The sequence below is a fragment of the Pseudomonas sp. v388 genome (assembly GCF_003935425.1).
Taxonomy (GTDB): domain Bacteria; phylum Pseudomonadota; class Gammaproteobacteria; order Pseudomonadales; family Pseudomonadaceae; genus Aquipseudomonas.
Map to the genome: position 1 here is coordinate 538,269 of NZ_RHQN01000001.1, position 19,605 is coordinate 557,873.

Consider the following 19,605-nt stretch of genomic DNA (forward strand, 5'->3'; position numbering starts at 1 on the left):
CTTCAGCGGACGCCATGGCGTTCCATGCATGGGATTTCCAGAGTCTGACACCACATCGGCGATGCGAAACTCATCACGGCGTGGCTGAGAATCTCGAGCCCGGGTAGCAAGGCTGCTGCGATGGCTTCGGCTTTCGGCGTTGGCTTCATCATCCCTTGCATTCGCAGGAACAGATCGTCCGCAAAGTCATGGCGCAAGTCACGCAGACAGTTGCTGACAGCGGGTTGAGTCACGCCCAGGCGCAACGCTGCGGTACTGACATTCCGCTCGCGGAACACCGTCATGAACACGATCAGTTTTGCAAGGTCGACTCGTTTCAGAAAGGTAGGCATTTGTCGAGATTCACTTCCGCCAACGCTCACGGTACTCATGCATTCCCTCCTCTAAACCAAACAGGAACGGCCGCTATTTTAGGCGCTGGCCGACCTCCACATTTTGGAATCTCAGGCCAAGGTGTTGAGCATCGGCGGCCAAGGCCGCCGGTGCATTGGAAGGAATCCGCAGCTGGCTGGTTCTAGCTATGGCGAGGAAGCGCGGGTGATGAGACGTCTGGTCGAAAAGCCTTGGGTTCTCGTAAAGCCAGCGCCAGCAATTCATCCACGATCATTCTGACTTTGGGCTGGATGTAGCGCGTGCGCGGCCAAAGGACGTGGATGGGCATTTCAGCGCCAGCGTACTGTTCGAGTACTGGGATCAGAACGCCTTGCTCGATGTAGTCTTGGACTAACCAGGTGGGCAGTTGAGCCAACCCTCCACCTGCAAGAGCCATCTCCAGCAACATCTCACCGTCGCCCATCTCGTGCTTGACGTAAATCTCTTGCTCGCTCGCGCTGCCATTCGACTCCCGCAGAATCCAGGTTTTCCGGGTACCGCTCTTCCATCCCACCATACAGTCATGGCGTAGCAAGTCTTCACGCGTTTCTGGGATTCCTCGCCGAGCCAGGTAATCTGGAGTTGCACAGATCAGCAGGCTTTGCGCCCCCAATTTCCTCGCCACGATTTCGCCGTCATCCTTAAGCGTTCCAATCCTCACGACAAGATCCAACCCATCATTCATGATGTCGACCAAGCGTTCGCTAAAGCTGACTGACAAATCCAGCTTGCGGTATCGCGCGGCAAGGTTAATCAGGGTGGGCAGGATATGCCGGCGCCCGAATGCGGCAGGCAAGTCTATCCGCAGCCGCCCGACGGGCTCCTGATGCCCGGTGGTGAGGCAACTTTCTGACTCTACGAGCGCTTCCATCGCTCGCAGACAACTGGCGAGGTAAGCCTCGCCTTCATTCGTGAGTATCAATCGGCGAGTTGTGCGATGCAGGAGTTTCACGCCCAGGCGTGCTTCCAGGCGGGTCACGCTCTTTCCAACGGCGGAACTGGTAACCCCTAGCTCATGCGCGGCGGCTGTAAAGCTCAACGTCTGCGCCGCAGTGACGAACTCTCTGATACCGTCGAAGCTAATCATCGACATTTTAGAATTCCAGGCAACAATGTAGAGAATCCGAACGGGTTAATCGCTTAATTATACAGTAATACACTGGCCGTAATTCTCTGATTGGAGCTTACGGATGAACTCAGTGACGCCCCCGGCAAACCTTCAGTACCCCGCCAGCCTCGCTCCCCACCGCGGCTATCGTCGTGTGTTTGCGAACAGCAAGCTGACGCTGGGATTGATTGCCCCTCTGGAAACTCATGCGATCAGGCCAGCACCCACCATGGAAGATCATACGGAGATGGCCCAGCTTGCAGATCGGCTCGGTTTCGCAGCGCTCTGGTTACGCGACGTCCCGTTTTACGATCCCCGCTACGGCGATGTGGCCCAGGTTTTCGACCCCATTCCCTACCTCGGATATCTCGCGGCAGCTACGAGAAACATCGCGCTGGGAACCACCGGTATTGTTCTTCCATTTCGTGAGCCGCTTATTTTCTCCAAGCAGATCGCCTCAATTGACCATCTCTCGTCAGGGCGAATGTTGCTAGGGATATCTTCTGGTGATCGGCCTGCTGAATACCCGCTGTTTGGGATCGATTTCGATACCCGGGGAGACAGATTTCGTGAGATCTACAGCGTCTTCAGAAAGCTCACAGAAGAGTCATTCCCAGAGTTCGACTCGCCTCGATTCGGCCAATCCAACGGTGAGTTCGAGTTGATCCCCAAACCTGTTACAGGCCGTGCCCCTACACTGGCGGTTGGCCAGGCACAACAGTCGCTACCCTGGATCGCGGAGCACATGGATGGCCTGATACGCTCCGCGCCGGAACCTGCGGATCTGATCAACATTGCAGGCCAGTGGAAAGGCGCGCTTGTCGAGGCTGGGGCCACGGCATTCAAACCATTGGGAGTGGGAGCATTCGTAGACCTGGTCGAGGATTCAGACGTTCCCCTGCGCCGTACGCGCGGCGGCTTCAGAACAGGCGCAAAGGCGCTGGTGGAATATCTGCAGGCCGCGCAGGAGGCGGGCGTTAACCACTTCGCTCTCAATTTGAAGGTCAGTAATCGGCCCTACAAAAGCATATTGGAAGAGCTTGCGACAGAAGTTCTGCCGTTTTTCAAATCCCATACAAACTGGTAGATCATCCAGTTTCCAAACGGGGCGGAACCTGTCCGCCCCACAGTTTGCTTCACCGGCAGGTCGCGTCACGCTTCGCAGCCCGCCGGTAATTGCCGCGACCGCAGTCATCCCTCAGCTGAACATCCTGCGGCAATCCATTCCTCGCCCACATCTTCTGCACGCGTTCCTCCCGACATCAGTTTGGGTTTGAGGATCGGGTTGTTGTGTGCAAGGTTTCGATGAATTCCCTGAGCTCATGCACGAAGGCTTTTCAGTGATATCCCGCGTCTCGAAACGCTGCCGAGGCGGTGCGGGAAATGCCGGGAGGCAGTCTACAGGCTGCCCCCCGTACCGTTCGTTGGATGATCTAACCTTTTCTATCACTGCCTGGCGTGGATGGGGTTGAGGCTGTGGAATCCCAACCTCCGCCCAAGGCTTTGTACAGATTGATCTGCGCGGTCAGTTGGGCGAGATGATCGGTGAGCAGCTTTTGCCTGGCTGATAACAACTGACGCTGCGCGTCCAGCAGCGTCAGGTAACTGTCTACCCCCTCATCGTAGCGTTGCTGTGCCATTTGGGTGTACTCGCTCGTACTGCGTACGAGATCTTGCTGGCTGCCGAGCTCCTCATCCCACGTGTCCATCGCCGCCAGGCCGTCCGCAACCTCACGGAAAGCTGTTTGGATGGACTGTTCGTAGTTCGCGACCTCAATGTCTTTTTCGATCTCGGCATAATCCAGGCTCGCACTGAGCCGCCCGCCAGTAAAGATGGGGATGTTGATCTGAGGCATGAAGCTCCAGCTCTCAGATCCGCTATCAAAGAGACCACTGAGTCTGCTGCTCGCAGTCCCTGCACTCCCGGTCAAGGTAATGCTGGGAAAGAAAGCTGCCCTTGCTGCTCCGATGTTGGCGTTAGCCGCAATCAGCCGGTGTTCAGCTGCAAGAATGTCGGGGCGTTGATGAAGCAGTCCGCTCGGCAAACCAGCCGGTATCCGAACGAGCACCTGAGTATCCAGAGCCGCGTGAGGCAGATCTGTAGGGAGCCCCGTTCCCAGCAAGAGACGAAGCGCGTTTTCGTCCTGTGCGACTTGCCGCAGGTAGGCTTGCACTTCCCCGCGAGCACTGTCGACCAGGGTGCGGGCTTGTCTGACATCAAGATCAGAGCCAGTGCCGGCCTGGCTACTGGCTTCGACAAGTTCCAGATTGTGGCGGTAGTTCTCCAGCGTGGATTGAGTCACCGCGAGCAGCTGCTGATTGGTTTGCCAGCTGAGATAGGCGACGGCGACATTAGAGACCAGACCAATCTGAACGTTGCGCTGAGCCTCCTGCGTGGCGAGATAAGTTTCGAGCGCGCTCTTGTCCAGGCTGCGGATACGACCCCAGAGATCCAGCTCATAGCTGGCGAGACCAACCTGCAGCGCATTATCACCAGTGGTCAGAGCCTTGCCCGTGTTGGACAGATCCGCGGGCGTGCGAGAACGCCCGCCTCTTCCATTTACTCCAATCTCAGGCAAGAGCTCGGCGCTCTGAATATGGTACTGGGCACGATATGCGGCAACGTTGAGAGCTGCTTTCCTGAGATCGCGATTGTTGTCCAGCGCCAACCCGATCAACCGGCGAAGGCCTGGGTCTTGAAAAAAGACCTTCCAGCTGACCTGAGTCGCATTGGTTTCCACCTGTTTTGAGTCAGCCGTCGACGTTGGATACGCGCCAGGGATCGGCGCTGCAGGCTCCTCATAGTGAGGAATGAAACTGCATCCGCTCAGAGACATGGCGAGCACAAGCAATAGAGGATTACGCGTCATGGCTGACACCCCCTTTCGCAAACTCCTCAGTGCTCTTGCGTTTGCGGGAAGCAAAAAGGCGCATGACTGCCACGTAGAACAAAGGGACGAAGAAGATAGCGAGGAATGTCGCCGCGAGCGTTCCCCCTACCACAGCAGTACCGATAGAGTGCTGGCTTCCGCTTCCCGGGCCATGGGCGCGGGCTAGAGGCAGCGTGCCCATCACGAACGCGATCGACGTCATGATGATTGGGCGCAGACGCAGCCGAGCCGCTTCCGTTGCCGCCTGGATCAAGCTGCGGCCATGCTTCTCCTGAAGCTCCTTGGCGAACTCGACAATCAGGATCGCGTTTTTTGCCGCCAAGCCCATGGTGGTAAGCATACCCACCTGGAAAAACACGTCATTGGCCAAACCGCGACCGAGGGTTGCCGCCACTGCGCCAAGAACACCCAATGGCACTACCAGCATCACTGAGACAGGGACAGACCAGCTCTCATACATCGCAGCCAGACACAGGAACACGATGATGAGAGAAAGGACATACAGCATCGTCGATTGAGAACCCGCCGCGCGCTCCTCGTACGACAGACCCGTCCAGGCAACCTCAAAGCCGCTCGGCAACTGCGAGGCTACCCGTTCCACTGCGGCCATCGCCTCACCGGTGCTGTAGCCCTCTGCGGGGGTGCCCAGCAGTTCGACCGAAGGAATGCCTGCATAGCGCTCGAGTTTTGGTGAGCCGTATATCCACTTGCCTGAGGCAAATGCCGAAAACGGTACCATCTGGCCTGCTGCGTTTCGCACGTACCACTTATCGAAGTCTTCGGGAGAAATCCGGGCATCCGTCTGGCCCTGGACGTAGACCTTCTTCACACGGCCCTTGTCGATGAAGTCGTTCACGTAAGTCGAGCCCCAGGCTACTGACATCGTGTTGTCGATTGATTCGATGGTAAGTTGCAGCGCGCGCGCTTTTTCATCGTCAATGGTCACTTGGTACTGTGCTTCGTCATTCAGACCGTTCGGTCGAATAGTCGACAGTGCTGGCTCTTGAGCTGCCAACTTCATGAGTCGGTCACGGGCCGCCATGAGTGCCGCATGTCCATGCGCACCATTGTCCTGCAGGTAGAGGTCGAAGCCGGTCGCATTACCCATTTCCAGGATGGCGGGTGGAACGATCGAAACGATGTTCGCCTCGGAAATTGTATGGGCAAATTGAGTGACTCTCTGCGCAATCGCCGAGGCCGAATTTTCCTTCGATGTGCGCTCCTCGAAAGGCCGCAAGCGAACCCACACGACTGCTGAGTTCTGGCCCCGGCCCGCGAAGTTGTAGCCGCTGATCGAGAACGCAGACATGACCCCCGCCTTCTCCTGCTCCAAAAGGTAACTGCGCACCTTCTGAATAACGGACTCAGTTCTCTGCGCACTGCTATTTGGCGGGGTCTGGATCTGAACCACCATCAGCCCCTGATCCTCATCAGGAAGAAATGCTGCCGGCAGTTTGTGGAACATCAGTGCGACGCCGATCAGCAGCAATACGTAGACGAAGAAGGTTCGTTTGGGGCGGTTCAATATCCCGGCGACGGAGGCATGGTATCGGCTGGTGTTGCGGTCAAACATCCGATTGAACCAGGCAAAGAAGCCCTTCGTCTTTTTCTCGCCATGTGCGTGGTCTTTGAGAATGGTTGCGCAAAGCGCAGGGGTGAATATCAACGCGATCAGTACCGACAAGGCCATGGCGGTGATGATGGTGATCGAAAATTGCCGGTAGATGATCCCCGCGGAACCGCCGAAGAAAGCCATTGGCATGAACACTGCGCTGATGACCAGGGCGATCCCCACAAGCGCCCCGGATATCTGCTGCATGGACTTGTAGGTAGCCTCCTTCGCGGACAGATGCTCCTCAGCCATCAGACGCTCAACGTTCTCCACGACGACGATCGCGTCGTCGACCAGCAATCCGATGGCCAACACCATCGCAAACATCGTCATTACGTTGATCGTGAAACCGCAGGCGTAAAGAACACCGAACGTCCCCAGCAGTACGACAGGAACAGCCAGGGTCGGAATCAAGGTCGCGCGGATGTTCTGCAGGAACAGGAACATGACCAGGAAAACCAGGACAATAGCCTCGAACAGGGTGTGTATCACCGACTCGATCGATGCCTTCACCGAAGGACTGGTGTCGTAGGGATAAACCACCTCGACATTGGGCGGCAAGGAGGCTTTCAGGTGGTCAACGGTTTGTTTGACGCGCTCAACGGTGTCGAGCATGTTGGCACCGCTGGCAAGACGCAAAGCAATACCTGCAGCGGGTTTGCCGTTGTAATTCACGTCGTACGAGTAGGTCTCGCTGCCAAGCACCACCTCGCCCAGATCCTTGAGGCGGATCTGAGACCCATCCGGCTGAACCTTGACCAGAATTTCCTTGAACTCTTCCGCGGAGCGCAGGCGAGTTTTACCGATCACAGTAGCGCTGAGTTCGACGCCTTTTCGAGTTGGTAAGCCGCCAATCGACCCTGACGATACCTGAACGTTCTGCGCTGAAATCGCAGCCGTGACGTCGCTCGGCATTAACTGATAGCTGTTGAGTTTTGCCGGATCCAGCCAGATGCGCATGGCGTTCTGGAAACCGAAGACGAAGAAATCTCCAACGCCTTTGGTACGTGACAGCGGATCCTTGAAGTTGGAAACCACCAGGTTGCCCAGATCTCCGTAGCTGAGCTTGCCATCGGTTGAGTAGATGCTGACCAATAGCATGAAATTCGCCTGGTACTTGACCACGCGAATGCCCTGTCGCTGAACCTCTTGCGGCAGATTTGGCGTGGCAAGCTGGAGTTTATTCTGAACCTGTACCTGAGCGATGTCTGGATTGATGCCTTGGTCGAACGTCACCGTGATTTCGACACTGCCATCGCTGTTGGCATTGGAGCTGATGTAGCGCAAACCGTCCAGCCCATTGAGCTGCTGCTCAATCACCTGGATAACGGTGTCCTGCACCGTTTGGGCGGAAGCTCCCGGGTAGGTCACAGAAATCTGTACCGCGGGCGCGGCAATGTTGGGATATTGATTAACTGGAAGGCCGTGAATGGCCAGCGCTCCGGCTAACATGATCGCGAGGGCGATCACCCAGGCAAAAATGGGTCGATCAATGAAAAAGCGTGACATCGTCAATCCCTCAGTTAGCGCTCAGAGCTGTTTGAAGACGGACGTTGGTGGCCGGCTTCGCTTCGACTACTGAATCGGGTTGCACGAATTGAAGGCCTTCGGTGATCACCCGGTCGCCAGGTTTCACACCTGCGTCCACCAACCAGGCGTTGCCGACCGTGCGAACGGTTTTGAGGTCATGTAATTCGACGTGGTTATCCGGGTCGATGACCCACACGGTCGCTACCCCGCGGCTATCGCGAACAATGGCCTGCTCAGGCACCAGGATCGCATTTTCCCTTACCCCTTCTTTCACTTCGGCGTGCACGAACATGCCAGGAAGCAAAGCCCGACTAGGGTTAGGGAACACCGCGCGCAACGTCACAGAGCCGGTACCTTGATCCACGCTCACTTCCGAAAATTTGAGCGTGCCTGGAAGCGGGTATTCGCTGCCATCATCAAGCGTGAGCGTCACCTCAGCTTGATCGTCACCAGCGGTTTTTAGAGAACCCGATTTCAATGCACGCTGCAGGCGCAGGATTCGGGTGATGGGTTGAGTCACGTCGACGTAGATAGGATCGAGCTGGTTGACAGTCGCAAGCGCTGTGCTTTGGCCGTCGGTGACCAATGCGCCTTCAGTGACCGTCGAGCGGCCGATGCGTCCTGAGATCGGCGAAAGCACTTTGGTGTATTGGACATTGATATCAGCGACACGCTTGTCTGCCTCTGCCTGTTTCCAGGCGGCGAACGCATCATCGTATTGTTGCTGGCTGACGGCACGCGTCATCAGCAGGCGCTCGTAGCGCTCAGCAAGGTTTTTGGCGCTTTTGAGATTGGCCTCAGCCCGAGCCTGTTGTGCCAGATAGGTACGAGGATCGATTTCATAGAGCTGCTGGCCCTGTTTGACCTCAGTACCCTCTGTAAACAAACGATGAAGGAGAATGCCAGATACCTGAGGCCGCACTTCGGCAACCCGGTATGCCGTCGTCCTGCCTGGGAGATCGGTCGTAAGGGTCAGCGGAGCTGCTGACACCTCGTAATATCCAACCTTCACGGCGGCAGCAGGCTTGGGTTGTGAATCCCCCGGCTTGCAACCCGCCATCAACATTGCAGCAAGGGGAAGAAGCCCCAAAAGCATAAATCCGTTACTTTTCATAAAGCTGCGCTCACCAAAAAAAACTGGATACGGAGCTCTCGTCCGTATGTCCTGGAAAAAGGTGAGCCGAGCCAGGTGCCTGTCGAGGGTGTAACTAATTTCGACAAGGTACACAGAGCCGGTTTTTATATTTGGATGGCCGAGCTAGAGCCGCAGTCATGAAGGATGATGATCAATCTTCCTGGCCTGGCTCACCGATGGACGGTCATTCTACTGGGCCATCAAAGAGCGATTAACGGGCGATCATTCCAACCATTTCATCCGCAGATTCCAAAATGAACCCGGGTAGTTCAGTCATTCTTTGTGATAGCGAGTTGCTTCATTGCGCTGAGTGAGCGGGTGCGGTTGGGCTACACCTGTGCAAAAAAATCGGAGATTCCGGCGGCAAGATCCTCAACCAAGTGAAGGGCTGCCAGGCTGCCACGACCACCGCACGGCGGAGAGAATTGAACCATGATCGTGGCGCCCGTCTTGTTGACGCAACCTGAGAGATTTAGAGTTTCGTGTATCTAATTAGGAGCATCGCGATGTCAACTCTTCTGCGCGCAGTAAAGGCAGCTCTGCTGAGCACTTCGATTTTGTCCACTGTTTCCTTTGCTGAGCCCCCTCGGAATCTGGCGCAGGAAAAAGCCAATCAGACCCTGGTTCTGGACTTTTACGAGCAATTTTTCAACAAGCACCGTACGGATGTGGCTGAGCAAGTGGTGTCTACCGAGTACAAACAACACAACCCGACAGTACCGGATGGGAGAACCCCGTTCGTAGATTACTTCGCGAAGTTCTACCAGACGCATCCTGCCGCCCATTCAGAGGTAGTTCGCAGCGCTGCCATTGATGACCTCGTGTACGTGCACCTACTCAGTAAACCTGACGCCAGCAGTCGCGGGTCGGCGATCCTCAACATTTTCCGCGTTAAAGGAGGAAAAATCGTCGAGCATTGGGACATCATCCAGCCGGTGCCGGCGGAATCTGCGAACGCTAACGGAATGTTTGATGACGTTTTGCCCAGAGCCACAGGAGCACGTGACGTTGCTCAAGAGAGCGCAAATCTCAAGACGGTCTTGGCGTTTTACGATGGCGTGTTCAACCAGCACAAGGTTGTCGACGCCAGTGGCGTGATCGCCAGCGATTACATTCAACACAACCCTGGAGTGCCTGATGGTAAGGCGCCGTTTGTTGAGTACTTTACTGATTACTTCAAAACACATCCGGACTCACGGGCTCAGATTGTGCGCAGCGTTGCTCAGAATGACCTCGTCTGGCTGCACGTGCATTCAACGGAGTCGCCTAACGATCGCGGCCAAGCGGTGCTGGATATTTTTCGCGTAAAAGACGGCAAGATCGTAGAGCATTGGGATGTGATCCAAGATGTGCCCGAGAAATCTGCGAATCAGAACACGATGTTTTGAGCCTGGCTCACCTCGCTGCCACGTCTGGGCAAGCCATGATGCCGCAACGAAGATTGAGTCCATCAGTCAGTAAACAGGTATTCAAAACCTCGCTACTGGCGTGCTGACTTCATTCAAGAAAATCCTGCCAGCTGATCAGAGCCCTGGCCTGCGCCTACAGTCGAGGGTTCATGCTGGTTCGTAGACCGGTTCGTAGACCGGTTCGTCTACCGTTCGGTTTACACCTTTGGAAGCTTGCATCCTTTGATGAGCCTGTTCAACGAGGCTGCTCGCTCCAGCAAAATCTTCATGAGGTGTAGCGACGCCTCCGATAATGGCTCGAACCGCGAATACACAAAGCTGATCTCAAACTCGATAGGCTGAGCAAGCCTGACCACAGCAAGGCCGCAGTCTTGCGCCACAAACTCATCTATCACGGCGATCCCCAACCCCTGTCTCACAAGCGCCACGCCTTCTACGGCTGTTGTGAAATTCAGGATGGAGGCGTACTTCAAATCTCGCTCCTCAAACTCTCCCGCCAGGATTCGGCCGAAAGGTATGTCTCGGCGAAAAAGTACGAGATCCTGCCCTGCAAGCTCTTCGAGAGATACCTCTTCACGTCCGGCCCATTCATGGTCAGTTGGAACTGCACAGACCATACTCCCGCGCATGAAGGCGAGTGAGTGCAGATGCTCGTGCGTGACCGGCAACGCAGATATCGCCAGATCGACCTTTTTCCCCAAAAGCTGAGCCGGCATGTCACTTATCAGCGCCGACTGCCACTGGATTTCCAGTCCAGGGACTGCGCGCTTGATCGTGGCCAATGCATAGGGGATCAGCACGGTAGCCAACGTCGTACTGCAGCAGATCCGCAACTGTCTGGCAGGTTGTACGGAAAGCGCAATGGCGCATTCATTCACCGCCTGAGCGGCGAGGTAGACCCGCTCCACCTCTCGATAAAGCGTTTGAGCTTCCGCGGTAGGTACTAGCCTGTTGTTGATCCGCTCGAATAGACGATAGCCAAGCCTGGACTCAACGTACTGGATCAGCTTGCTCACAGCAGGCTGAGTCACATACATCATCCTTGCCGCTGCGCTGACTGAGCCGGTGAGCATCACCGCACGAAACATTTCCATGTGGCGCATTTTGAAGACCCATTGGGTCGAATCTGGCATCGGCATAGACATCATTACTCTGGCTAATAGTCTCGGCGATCTACTCATGAGCGTCGCCTTCAGGATCGTCGTAATGTAATTACGAGCCACACTAACAGTGGGCCTTGGCGACAACGAAACGTCAAGCACCCGCCTACCGATGCCTACCGGTTCGTTATGTGGCTCTTTGGCTCAGGCTTTACGGTTGTTTGTTCTCAGGACGAGGCTGAGGCTCAAGGGATGCGATCCCGTGGGTCTGTCTAGCTTCAACTCGCCAAGCCTGCGCGCCACTAAATAACAATGATAAGAGGCACCCAAAATGGCATTTGATACTCCTGTAATGGACACGCCGGCTACCCATGCGCGGCGTACCCGCACTCGCTTCATGATCCTGGCACTCATCTCCGGCGGCACGATGATCAATTACCTTGATCGGACGGTCATGGGTATTGCGGCGCCGGCGATCAGTCAGGATCTAGGCCTCTCCGCGGTAATGATGGGCCTGGTATTTTCAGCATTCTCCTGGACGTACGCAGCCGCTCAGATTCCGGGTGGCATCCTCATCGACCGCTTGGGTACGAAGCTCACCTACTGGCTGGCTCTGACCCTGTGGTCGCTCTTCACTGCACTTCAAGGGCTCGCCCAAGGGTTCGCTTCCCTGCTCGGCTTACGGATGCTCGTGGGCGCATCAGAGGCACCTTGTTTCCCGACCAACAGCCGAGTTGTGGCCACATGGTTCCCTCAAAGCGAGCGAGCGCGCGCAACTGGTATTTACACTTTCGCTGAATACATCGGTCTGGCTTTTTTGTCCCCGGCGCTGTTTTGGGTTCTCCATGCCTATGGATGGCGAGTGCTGCTCCTGAGCGTCGGCGCCGTGGGTGTTGTGTACGGCCTGATCTGGTGGCGTAAATACCACGAGCCGCACGAATCAAAAACCGCGAATGCAGCAGAGCTCGACTACATCCGCGAAGGCGGCGGGATTGTGGACGGTGGGCAGAAAGCTACACGCTTCGAATGGCGCCAAATCCCAGCTCTGCTGAAACACCGCAACATGCTGGGCATTTGCCTCGGACAATTTGCCTGCAACTCCACAAACGTCTTCTTTCTGACCTGGTTCCCGACCTACCTGGTGACAGAGCGGCATATGCCATGGCTAAAGGTGGGCTGGATTGCCGTTCTCCCCTTTATCGCAGCATCCCTGGGCACCCTAGTCGGCGGCTGGGTGTCCGATGCCCTCCTTCGCCGCGGATACTCGCTCAACGTAGCCCGCAAGTTGCCAGTGATCGCAGGTCTGCTGACGGCCTCTGTGATCGTACTCGCCAACTACGTTGAATCTGATGCATTGGTCATCGGCATTCTCTGCGTCGCCTACTTTGCTCAAGGCATGTCTGCGCTGGCATGGATGATTGTGTCCGACATCGCACCCAAAGGGATGCTCGGCCTATCCGGGGGCGTTTTCAATCTCTTCGCTAACGCCGCTGGCATCGTCACTCCTCTCACGATTGGCGTGATCGTTTCGACCACCGGATCTTTTGTGTGGGCTCTGGCGTTTGTTTCTTCGATTACCGTCTTTGGCGCCCTCTGCTACCTATTCATCGTTCGTGACCTTACCCGCTTGCCTGCCATAGAGCAGCCTGAGCAAGGAGTTTCTAAATGACACTGTATCTCGAAGGCCAAACAGCCATTGTGACTGGAGGCATGCGAGGGATCGGCCTTGGCATCGCCAAGCGCCTCCATGCGTCAGGTGCTCAAGTAATCATCTGGGATCTGAACGTCGACAAGTGGGATGCCAGCGCAGCCGGGTTTGAACCAGCTCATCGACAAGCCGTGGACGTGGCTTCACTCCCTTCTGTAGAACAGGCATTTGCTCATGCCGTTGAGATATTTGGTCGAGTCGACATTCTGGTCAACAACGCTGGCATCAACGGCCCCGTAGTGCCCTCCTGGGAATACCCCGTGGAAGCATGGGATCAGGTAATCGCAGTTGATTTGAACGGAGTGTTCTATTGCTGCAGGACAGCAATTCCGCACATGCGACAGAATGGCTATGGCCGAATCGTGAACGTCGCGTCAATGGCTGGCAAAGATGGTGTCCAGTACATCTCGGCTTACTCGGCTGCCAAAGCGGGTGTGATCGCGTTCACCAAGGCCGCGGCCAAAGAGCTCGCACAGGACGGTGTGATCCTGAACTGTATCGCCCCTGCCATGGCTGAAACAGCGTTGATGGACGAAATGACGCCTGAGCACATCGCTGCCAGCAAGGCAAAGATTCCGATGGGCCGATTCCTGCAAATCGAGGAGATTGCCAACATGGTGAATTGGATCGCCGGGCCTGAGTGCAGCTTCACAACAGGCTTCGTATTTGACCTGAGTGGCGGGAGGGCAACGTATTGAAACGCTTAAGCGTCGCTCATCTCACCGCACTCGATTTGCAGCCCAAAACGCTGGCCAGGGAGGCTGGTCGAGCTGGCTTTACGCACGTAGGGTTGCGACTACACCCTGCCATGAAGGGCGGAATCGCTTATCCCTTGCGCTCCGGCACCTCGGGGATGACAGAATTGCTCACGGTGCTCAATAATGAGGGTGTTGGAGTCAATGACATCGAGTTTGTCGAGCTAGCGCCGGACGTCGACATTGCCTCGTTCGAGTGGCTCTTGGAATCGGGAGCTGAGCTTGGCGCGAGCTCACTTACGGTATCTGGTGATGATCCTGATTTCACACGACTGGCATCCAATTTCAGTGCCCTTTGTGAACTCGCTACGCCTTACGGGGTACGTATCAATATCGAGTTCATGCGTTGGCGCCAGGTAGCGAATCTCCAGCACGCAGCGGCACTTATTGAAGCTACGGCTAAATCGAATGCCGGAATTTTGGTGGACACATTGCACTTATTCCGTGCTGGCAATACCTCTGATGATCTTGGAGGGCTTAACCCCGCCTGGTTGGCCGATGTTCAGCTCTGTGACGCACCGCTCACCGCGCCGGCAGCCGACCTCATCATCCAGGAGGCTAGAGAGGGTCGGCTGCTTCCTGGCGATGGTGCCCTGCCACTTGCTGACCTCATTTTAAAGCTGCCGCGGGACGTACGCTACAGTGTCGAAACTCCAGTAAAGGGCTTATCGAATGGCGAGCGCTTGAGCCGAGGCGCAGCAAGCGTACTGCAATCCGCACTCTCGGCGCATCTCTATCCCGGCTGAGCAGCGGGCGTCGTTCCCCCGCGTGCATGTTGGCTTCCTGCGCGGTATCTACCGCGCCCCCACTGCACGCTGTGCTCAACCGTTTGGTGGATGGAGCACGATCAATTTTCTCTTATGCTTCTTCCGAGAGTCGAGCCCAAGAAAAGGGATGTCTCTCCGGCTAGAAAGCTTGCATTGATGATTTTCACGACAACAAGAATTGGCATTGGCTTTCATTCCTGCCAGTGGAGTGCGATCGCCTTGAGCAATGCGCCGACCGACTAGGGTGAGTGCATCTCAGGACAGCTCGGCACCCCACAGATTACGGTTAGACGAGCGGAACGATCCTATGAGTGAATTTTTTGCGTTGTTGTCCTTCGAGCCCCATGGATGGGGCATACCACTTCTGAAAGGTACCTGGCTGACCATAAGGCTTGCCATTGCAACCCTCCCCGGCGGCCTTGTCCTTGGACTTTTGCTGGCGCTGGGGATGAACTGCAAACATGTGCTCCTCAACCGTTTGTGCACAGTCTTTGTCACGATCTTTCGAGGCCTGCCAGAGCTGCTCACCATTTTCATCATCTATTACGGCGGGCAACTGCTTGTGCGAGAGGCGGCCACGCTCCTGGGCTCGAAAAGCTTTGAGGTAGATGGTTTCTTTGCCGGCATGGTTGCGCTTGGGTTGGTGTTTGGCGCGTTCTCTAGTGAGGTGTTCCTGACGGCCATTCAAGCAGTCGCCAAGGGGCAAAGCGAGGCAGCACATGCTCTCGGGCTCTCTGGCATTGATCGATTCAGGTTCGTCATTGCTCCGCAGTTGTGGCGAATCGCGTTGCCTGGACTTGGCAATCTGTGGCTTGTGTTGCTCAAAGAGACATCGCTGTTGTCCGTGATCTCTCTTTCCGACCTGATGCGTGAAACCTACATGGCAGTCGCGAGTACCAAACAGCCTTTTTTCTTCTACGCGTTTACCTGCGGGATTTACCTGCTGCTCTCACTTATGTCCGGGCAATTGCTGTCGAGGATGGAGAAACGTGCCAATCGATATTATGGGAGAGCCTGAATCATGAACTGGGAACTCTTACACACATATGGCCCGCGCATGCTCGACGGCTTGGGCACTACGCTCAAGATCGTACTGATTTCCATCGCCCTTGGTGCACTCATTTCCTTGCCACTGGCCGCGGCACGCATGAGTAGTAAGCGCTGGATTAGCCGCACAGCATCCGCCTACACGTACCTGTTTCGAGGCACCCCACTGATTGCGCAGGTTTTCCTGGTCTATTACGGCGCAGGCCAGATCCGCCCTGAGTTGCAGTCGCTAGGAATATGGTGGTTCTTCAGAGATGCATTCTGGTGCACGGTGATGACGTTCACGCTCAACACCGCCGCTTACCAGGCTGAAATCTGGCGAGGCGCCGTGCTGTCAGTCAGCAAAGGCCAATGGGAGGCAATCCATGCCCTGGGTTTGAGCAAACCTACGGGACTGAAGGAAGTCATTGCACCCCAAGCATTGATGGTCGCCTTAAGGCCTCTGAGCAATGAGTTGATCCTCATGCTGAAGTCCTCGGCAATCGCCAGCACCATCACCGTGCCTGAACTCATGGGGATCACGAACCAGGCATTTGCCCGCTCCTTTGATTTCCAAGTCTACCTCTGGGCAGCCCTGCTCTACCTCTCACTGGTGGAGCTAATCCGCCGCATCTGCGCTTGGTTCAACAACCGGCTGACTAAACACGTGATTCGTTGAGATAACTATGTCCAAGATTGAAAATGTGGTTCCGGTACGGGCCAAGAGTAAAGCGTCGAGTGAGGTAGTCGTCAGGGTCAATAACTTGAAAAAGTGGTACTCGGACTTCGCGGTCTTGAATGGAGTCACCCTTGATGTTCACCAAGGCGAGCGCATCGTTATCTGCGGGCCCTCCGGAAGCGGGAAGTCAACACTCATCCGTTGCATCAATGGCCTTGAGGAGTTTCAAAGCGGTGATCTGGTGGTCAATGGCAACTCTATGGCGACGCCTGACGGGGTCGACATAGTCCGCAAGGAAACAGGCATGGTGTTCCAGGGCTTTCACCTGTTTCCACACTTAAGCGCTGTTGAAAACTGCATGCTTGCGCCCATGCGGGTACTCAAGAAGAGCAAAAGCGAAGCTAGGGAGCAAGCAGTCGAGCTCCTCAATCGGGTCGGATTGAAGGATAAGTCAAATCATTATCCCAGCCAGTTATCCGGCGGCCAGCAACAGCGCGTTGCGATTGCACGCGCCATGTGTATGAACCCGCGGATCTTACTCCTTGATGAGCCCACATCCGCCCTTGACCCTGAAATGGTGAAAGAGGTTCTGGATGTGGTTCTAGGCCTGGCCAACGATGGGATAACGATGCTTTGCGTCACGCACGAGATGGGGTTTGCACGGCAGGCGGCCGATCGTGTGATCTTCATGGATAGAGGGCAGATCGTCGAGCAAGCAACTCCGGATGAATTCTTTCTCAATCCTCAAAGTGGGCGGGCTCAGAAATTTCTCTCGCAAATCATTGCGCACTGAGTCGCCCCAGTACCGCAACGGCGGTGTATCTCACACACCGATACGCAAGTGCAAAGTTCCACCACCTGATGAAAAGGCTTCCTATGAAGACAATGCTCAAGGCTTTGATTATTCCCGTTACCTTCTGTGCCTCGTTTGCTCATGCCCAGGGAGAGAAGACTGTTCGCATCGCGACAGAAGGCACCTACCCACCCTTCAGCTTTATGGAAAGCGGCAAGCTTAAAGGCTTTGATGTCGACATTGCTGAAGCGCTATGCGAGAAGATGAAAGTACACTGCACAGTCCAGGCCCAAGACTGGGACGGCATGATTCCAGGCCTGGTGACTGGCAAATTCGATGCGATTGTCGCCTCGATGAACATGACAGAAGAGCGTAAGAAGAAAATCGCCTTCAGCGACAGATATTACTCCACCAGCTCGCAATTCGTTGTGATGAAGGATGGTGGTGTACACGACGTCTCGCCAGGAGGCCTTGAGGGTAAAGCGATCGGCGTGCAAGTGTCTTCGGTTCAGGCCAATTATATCGAAGCCAAATATCCTAAGTCAGAGATGAAGCAGTACAAAACTGTTGACGACGCTGCCATGGATTTGGCCAACGGAAGGATTGACGCGATTCTGAACGATTCAGCCAGTGTCTACACGTGGATCAAAAGCAAAGACGGCGAGTGTTGCATGCTCGCGGGTGAGGGCATAAAAGACGCCGCCTTCTTCGGTGATGGCAAGGGCATTGGGCTGCGTCAGGATGATCCGGAGCTCAAGGCAGCATTCAATCAAGCACTAAATGAAATTCTCGCAGACGGCACCTTCCAGAAAATCAATGCCAAATACTTTCCCTTCCCCCTCTACTGATCAGCGATTCTGGTCAGTTTCGCGTTTACATCTGCGGAGCTGACCATCTCAGTACCCCAGCCGGAATCGTGCGTCCTTCGCGTTCTTCCTCTCCTGTCTGACCGACTGGTCGAAACACCGCGGCCGAGTGACACGCAAAGCTTGCCATGGCGCTGCGTTGCGCGTTCAGGGTGGAGGTCGTTGGGAGAAAATTGAATAGCACAATGGCCGCGCAAGACCGCAGACGCTCCCATGAAGAAACATCCAACCGGGTGTTGTCCCGGTTCTGTGGCCAACTACGCTTCAGACAGAAGGGGAAACACGTGCAACCTCCAAAAGCTGCACGTTTCTCATCATCACCTCAGTCGATCTGCATCACGACTTGATCCAACGAAATGGAGACGGCGGTGACGATCATGTCAATCTGTTCTGCGGTGATGATCATAGGCGGCGCAAACAGGATCGCACCGTTGGAGGGCCGGCTGACCACACCATTTGCCAGCAGCCGGTCTATGGCGAGAGCAGCCAGCTCCTTGTTGAGGATTGAAGTCGAGCTGATGTGCCGCGCATCCAACTCCACCGCCGTCATCAAACCCACTCCTCGAATTTCACTGATCAGCGGATGACCCAGAGCTTCCAACCCCGCGCGAAGTTTGGCGCCCATGACGGACGCGTTTTGCGGCAGTCCTTCTTCTTCGATGATGCGAATGTTCTCTAGCGCGATGGCGCAGGCTACCGGGTGCCCGGCGGTCGTGAAGCCGTGCCAGACCCCTCCGTGGACTTTCGCTCCTGCATAAACGCCAGCCATCACTCGCTCGTTGAGGACGATGGCGCTGAAGGGAATGTAGGATGAAGTCAGTTGTTTTGAATAAATCATGACGTCTGGTGACAGGTTATACGTCTGCGTACCGAACATATTGCCAGTGCGCCCAAACCCGCATATAACCTCGTCCACGACGAAGATGATGTCGTGTCTGCGCAACACAGCTTGAATTTTTTCCCAGTAAGTCGCTGGCGGCACAATGACCCCACCAGCGCCCATCACAGGCTCCGCGATGAAGCAAGAAATGGTATGAGCCCCCTCCTCAAGGATTCGATCATCAAGTTCGCGGGCAAGACGAGTGGAGAAGTCCTCTTCCGACTCATCCTCCAGGGCTTCACGCCGATAGTTGGGACAGGTTAGCCGCACAATGGGAAGAACATTGTCCTGTCCCAAGTGCATGGCCTCGAGCCCAGTCACGCTCGTGGCAGTGATGTTCGCACCATGATACGCCCCCTGTCGGGCGAGGATTTTCTTCTTTTCAGATTGACCTGCGGCGTTCGCTGAAAACCACAAGAGTTTGATCACTGAATCGACGGATTCCGATCCGGAAGCGCCGAAGAAGACCTTTGACATTGGTACTGGAGCCATCTCGATGAGTTTGGCAGCAAGCCGGATCGCCGGTTCGGTCGAGCGATGGAAGAACTGATGGTAGAAGGGCAATTTGTCGAACTGTGCTTTCGCCACGTCACCCAAGCGCTTTTCGCTAAAGCCAAGGCCCACCGACCATAGGCCGGACATAGCTTCCAGATAACGATTGCCGTGGTTGTCATAGACAAACACACCCTCACCACGCTCAATGATCAGAGGGCCTTTATCCTCATGTTTGAGCGGATCGGTTTGACAATGCAGGATGTATTTCTTGTCCAGAGCTTCCAGAGATTGCACTTGCAGTGATGGTGTCATTTGAATCCAGCCGTGAGTAAGGGACTTCAGAACAACTGACCGCCGCCTCCACCCTCGATGCGCACTGGTTCAAGATGACTCAGAATCAAATCGGCCAAACGCATTATGATTCCCGTGAAGGCAGGATCCTCTTTTGGGAGAGACTGGAGCTTACCGCCCCTTACAGG

Annotated in this window: 16 protein-coding genes; 9 read left to right on the forward strand and 7 right to left on the reverse strand. The window is 55.5% G+C overall.

Annotated features, from left to right (window positions below):
• Positions 1-2: 2 nt before the first annotated feature.
• Positions 3-332, reverse strand: coding sequence for a LysR family transcriptional regulator (locus EGJ27_RS02365; RefSeq protein ID WP_158619324.1), 330 nt, complete (start codon positions 330-332; stop codon positions 3-5).
• A gap of 182 nt (positions 333-514) precedes the next feature.
• Positions 515-1,465: a LysR family transcriptional regulator gene (locus tag EGJ27_RS02370; protein WP_125829108.1), complete on the reverse strand. Its 951-nt coding sequence runs from the start codon at positions 1,463-1,465 to the stop codon at positions 515-517.
• A 97-nt stretch (positions 1,466-1,562) separates the two neighbouring features.
• Here EGJ27_RS02370 and EGJ27_RS02375 point away from each other — a divergent pair, with 97 nt between their 5' ends.
• The gene (locus EGJ27_RS02375; protein WP_125829109.1) at positions 1,563-2,567 is read left to right on the forward strand and encodes an LLM class oxidoreductase; all 1,005 of its coding nucleotides are present in this window, start codon (positions 1,563-1,565) and stop codon (positions 2,565-2,567) included.
• 346 nt (positions 2,568-2,913) lie between these two features.
• On the opposite strand, the gene EGJ27_RS02380 is transcribed toward EGJ27_RS02375, so the two are convergent.
• The 3 genes from EGJ27_RS02380 to EGJ27_RS02390 are packed head-to-tail and all read right to left on the reverse strand — an operon-like array spanning position 2,914 to position 8,627.
• Complete coding sequence (locus EGJ27_RS02380) at positions 2,914-4,350, reverse strand: efflux transporter outer membrane subunit (protein WP_125829110.1); 1,437 nt, start codon at positions 4,348-4,350, stop codon at positions 2,914-2,916.
• Complete coding sequence (locus tag EGJ27_RS02385; protein ID WP_125829111.1) at positions 4,340-7,492, reverse strand: efflux RND transporter permease subunit; 3,153 nt, start codon at positions 7,490-7,492, stop codon at positions 4,340-4,342. Before EGJ27_RS02385 ends, EGJ27_RS02380 begins: the two co-directional genes overlap by 11 nt.
• Positions 7,493-7,502: 10 nt before the next feature.
• Entirely contained in the window at positions 7,503-8,627 is a 1,125-nt protein-coding gene (locus EGJ27_RS02390) for an efflux RND transporter periplasmic adaptor subunit (RefSeq protein ID WP_125829112.1), read from the reverse strand.
• 527 nt (positions 8,628-9,154) lie between these two features.
• On the opposite strand from EGJ27_RS02390, the gene EGJ27_RS24940 reads away from it, so the two are divergent.
• A complete protein-coding gene (locus tag EGJ27_RS24940) occupies positions 9,155-10,036 on the forward strand; it encodes a nuclear transport factor 2 family protein (protein WP_218568045.1) in 882 nt (293 codons plus the stop codon).
• A gap of 218 nt (positions 10,037-10,254) precedes the next feature.
• On the opposite strand, the gene EGJ27_RS02400 is transcribed toward EGJ27_RS24940, so the two are convergent.
• Complete coding sequence (locus tag EGJ27_RS02400; RefSeq protein WP_256672625.1) at positions 10,255-11,190, reverse strand: LysR family transcriptional regulator; 936 nt, start codon at positions 11,188-11,190, stop codon at positions 10,255-10,257.
• Between the two features lie 298 nt (positions 11,191-11,488).
• Between EGJ27_RS02400 and EGJ27_RS02405 the strand changes: the two genes are divergently transcribed.
• The 7 genes from EGJ27_RS02405 (at position 11,489) to EGJ27_RS02435 (ending at position 17,733) form a co-directional block, all read left to right on the forward strand.
• Positions 11,489-12,826, forward strand: coding sequence for an MFS transporter (locus EGJ27_RS02405; protein ID WP_125829113.1), 1,338 nt, complete (start codon positions 11,489-11,491; stop codon positions 12,824-12,826).
• Positions 12,823-13,563 (forward strand): SDR family NAD(P)-dependent oxidoreductase, encoded by a 741-nt coding sequence (locus EGJ27_RS02410; RefSeq protein ID WP_125829114.1) that lies wholly within the window; start codon positions 12,823-12,825, stop codon positions 13,561-13,563. The genes EGJ27_RS02405 and EGJ27_RS02410 overlap by 4 nt, the downstream gene beginning before the upstream one ends.
• Positions 13,560-14,366, forward strand: coding sequence for a sugar phosphate isomerase/epimerase (locus EGJ27_RS02415; RefSeq protein ID WP_125829115.1), 807 nt, complete (start codon positions 13,560-13,562; stop codon positions 14,364-14,366). Before EGJ27_RS02410 ends, EGJ27_RS02415 begins: the two co-directional genes overlap by 4 nt.
• A 328-nt stretch (positions 14,367-14,694) precedes the next feature.
• Entirely contained in the window at positions 14,695-15,405 is a 711-nt protein-coding gene (locus EGJ27_RS02420) for an ABC transporter permease (protein WP_125829116.1), read from the forward strand.
• Between the two features lie 3 nt (positions 15,406-15,408).
• Positions 15,409-16,092 (forward strand): ABC transporter permease, encoded by a 684-nt coding sequence (locus EGJ27_RS02425; protein WP_125829117.1) that lies wholly within the window; start codon positions 15,409-15,411, stop codon positions 16,090-16,092.
• A 7-nt stretch (positions 16,093-16,099) separates the two neighbouring features.
• Positions 16,100-16,885, forward strand: coding sequence for an amino acid ABC transporter ATP-binding protein (locus EGJ27_RS02430; protein WP_125829118.1), 786 nt, complete (start codon positions 16,100-16,102; stop codon positions 16,883-16,885).
• 83 nt (positions 16,886-16,968) lie between these two features.
• Positions 16,969-17,733, forward strand: coding sequence for a transporter substrate-binding domain-containing protein (locus tag EGJ27_RS02435; RefSeq protein WP_125829119.1), 765 nt, complete (start codon positions 16,969-16,971; stop codon positions 17,731-17,733).
• A gap of 340 nt (positions 17,734-18,073) precedes the next feature.
• Here EGJ27_RS02435 and EGJ27_RS02440 read toward each other — a convergent pair whose 3' ends face one another.
• The gene (locus EGJ27_RS02440; protein ID WP_125829120.1) at positions 18,074-19,438 is read right to left on the reverse strand and encodes an aminotransferase; all 1,365 of its coding nucleotides are present in this window, start codon (positions 19,436-19,438) and stop codon (positions 18,074-18,076) included.
• Positions 19,439-19,605 lie beyond the last annotated feature (167 nt).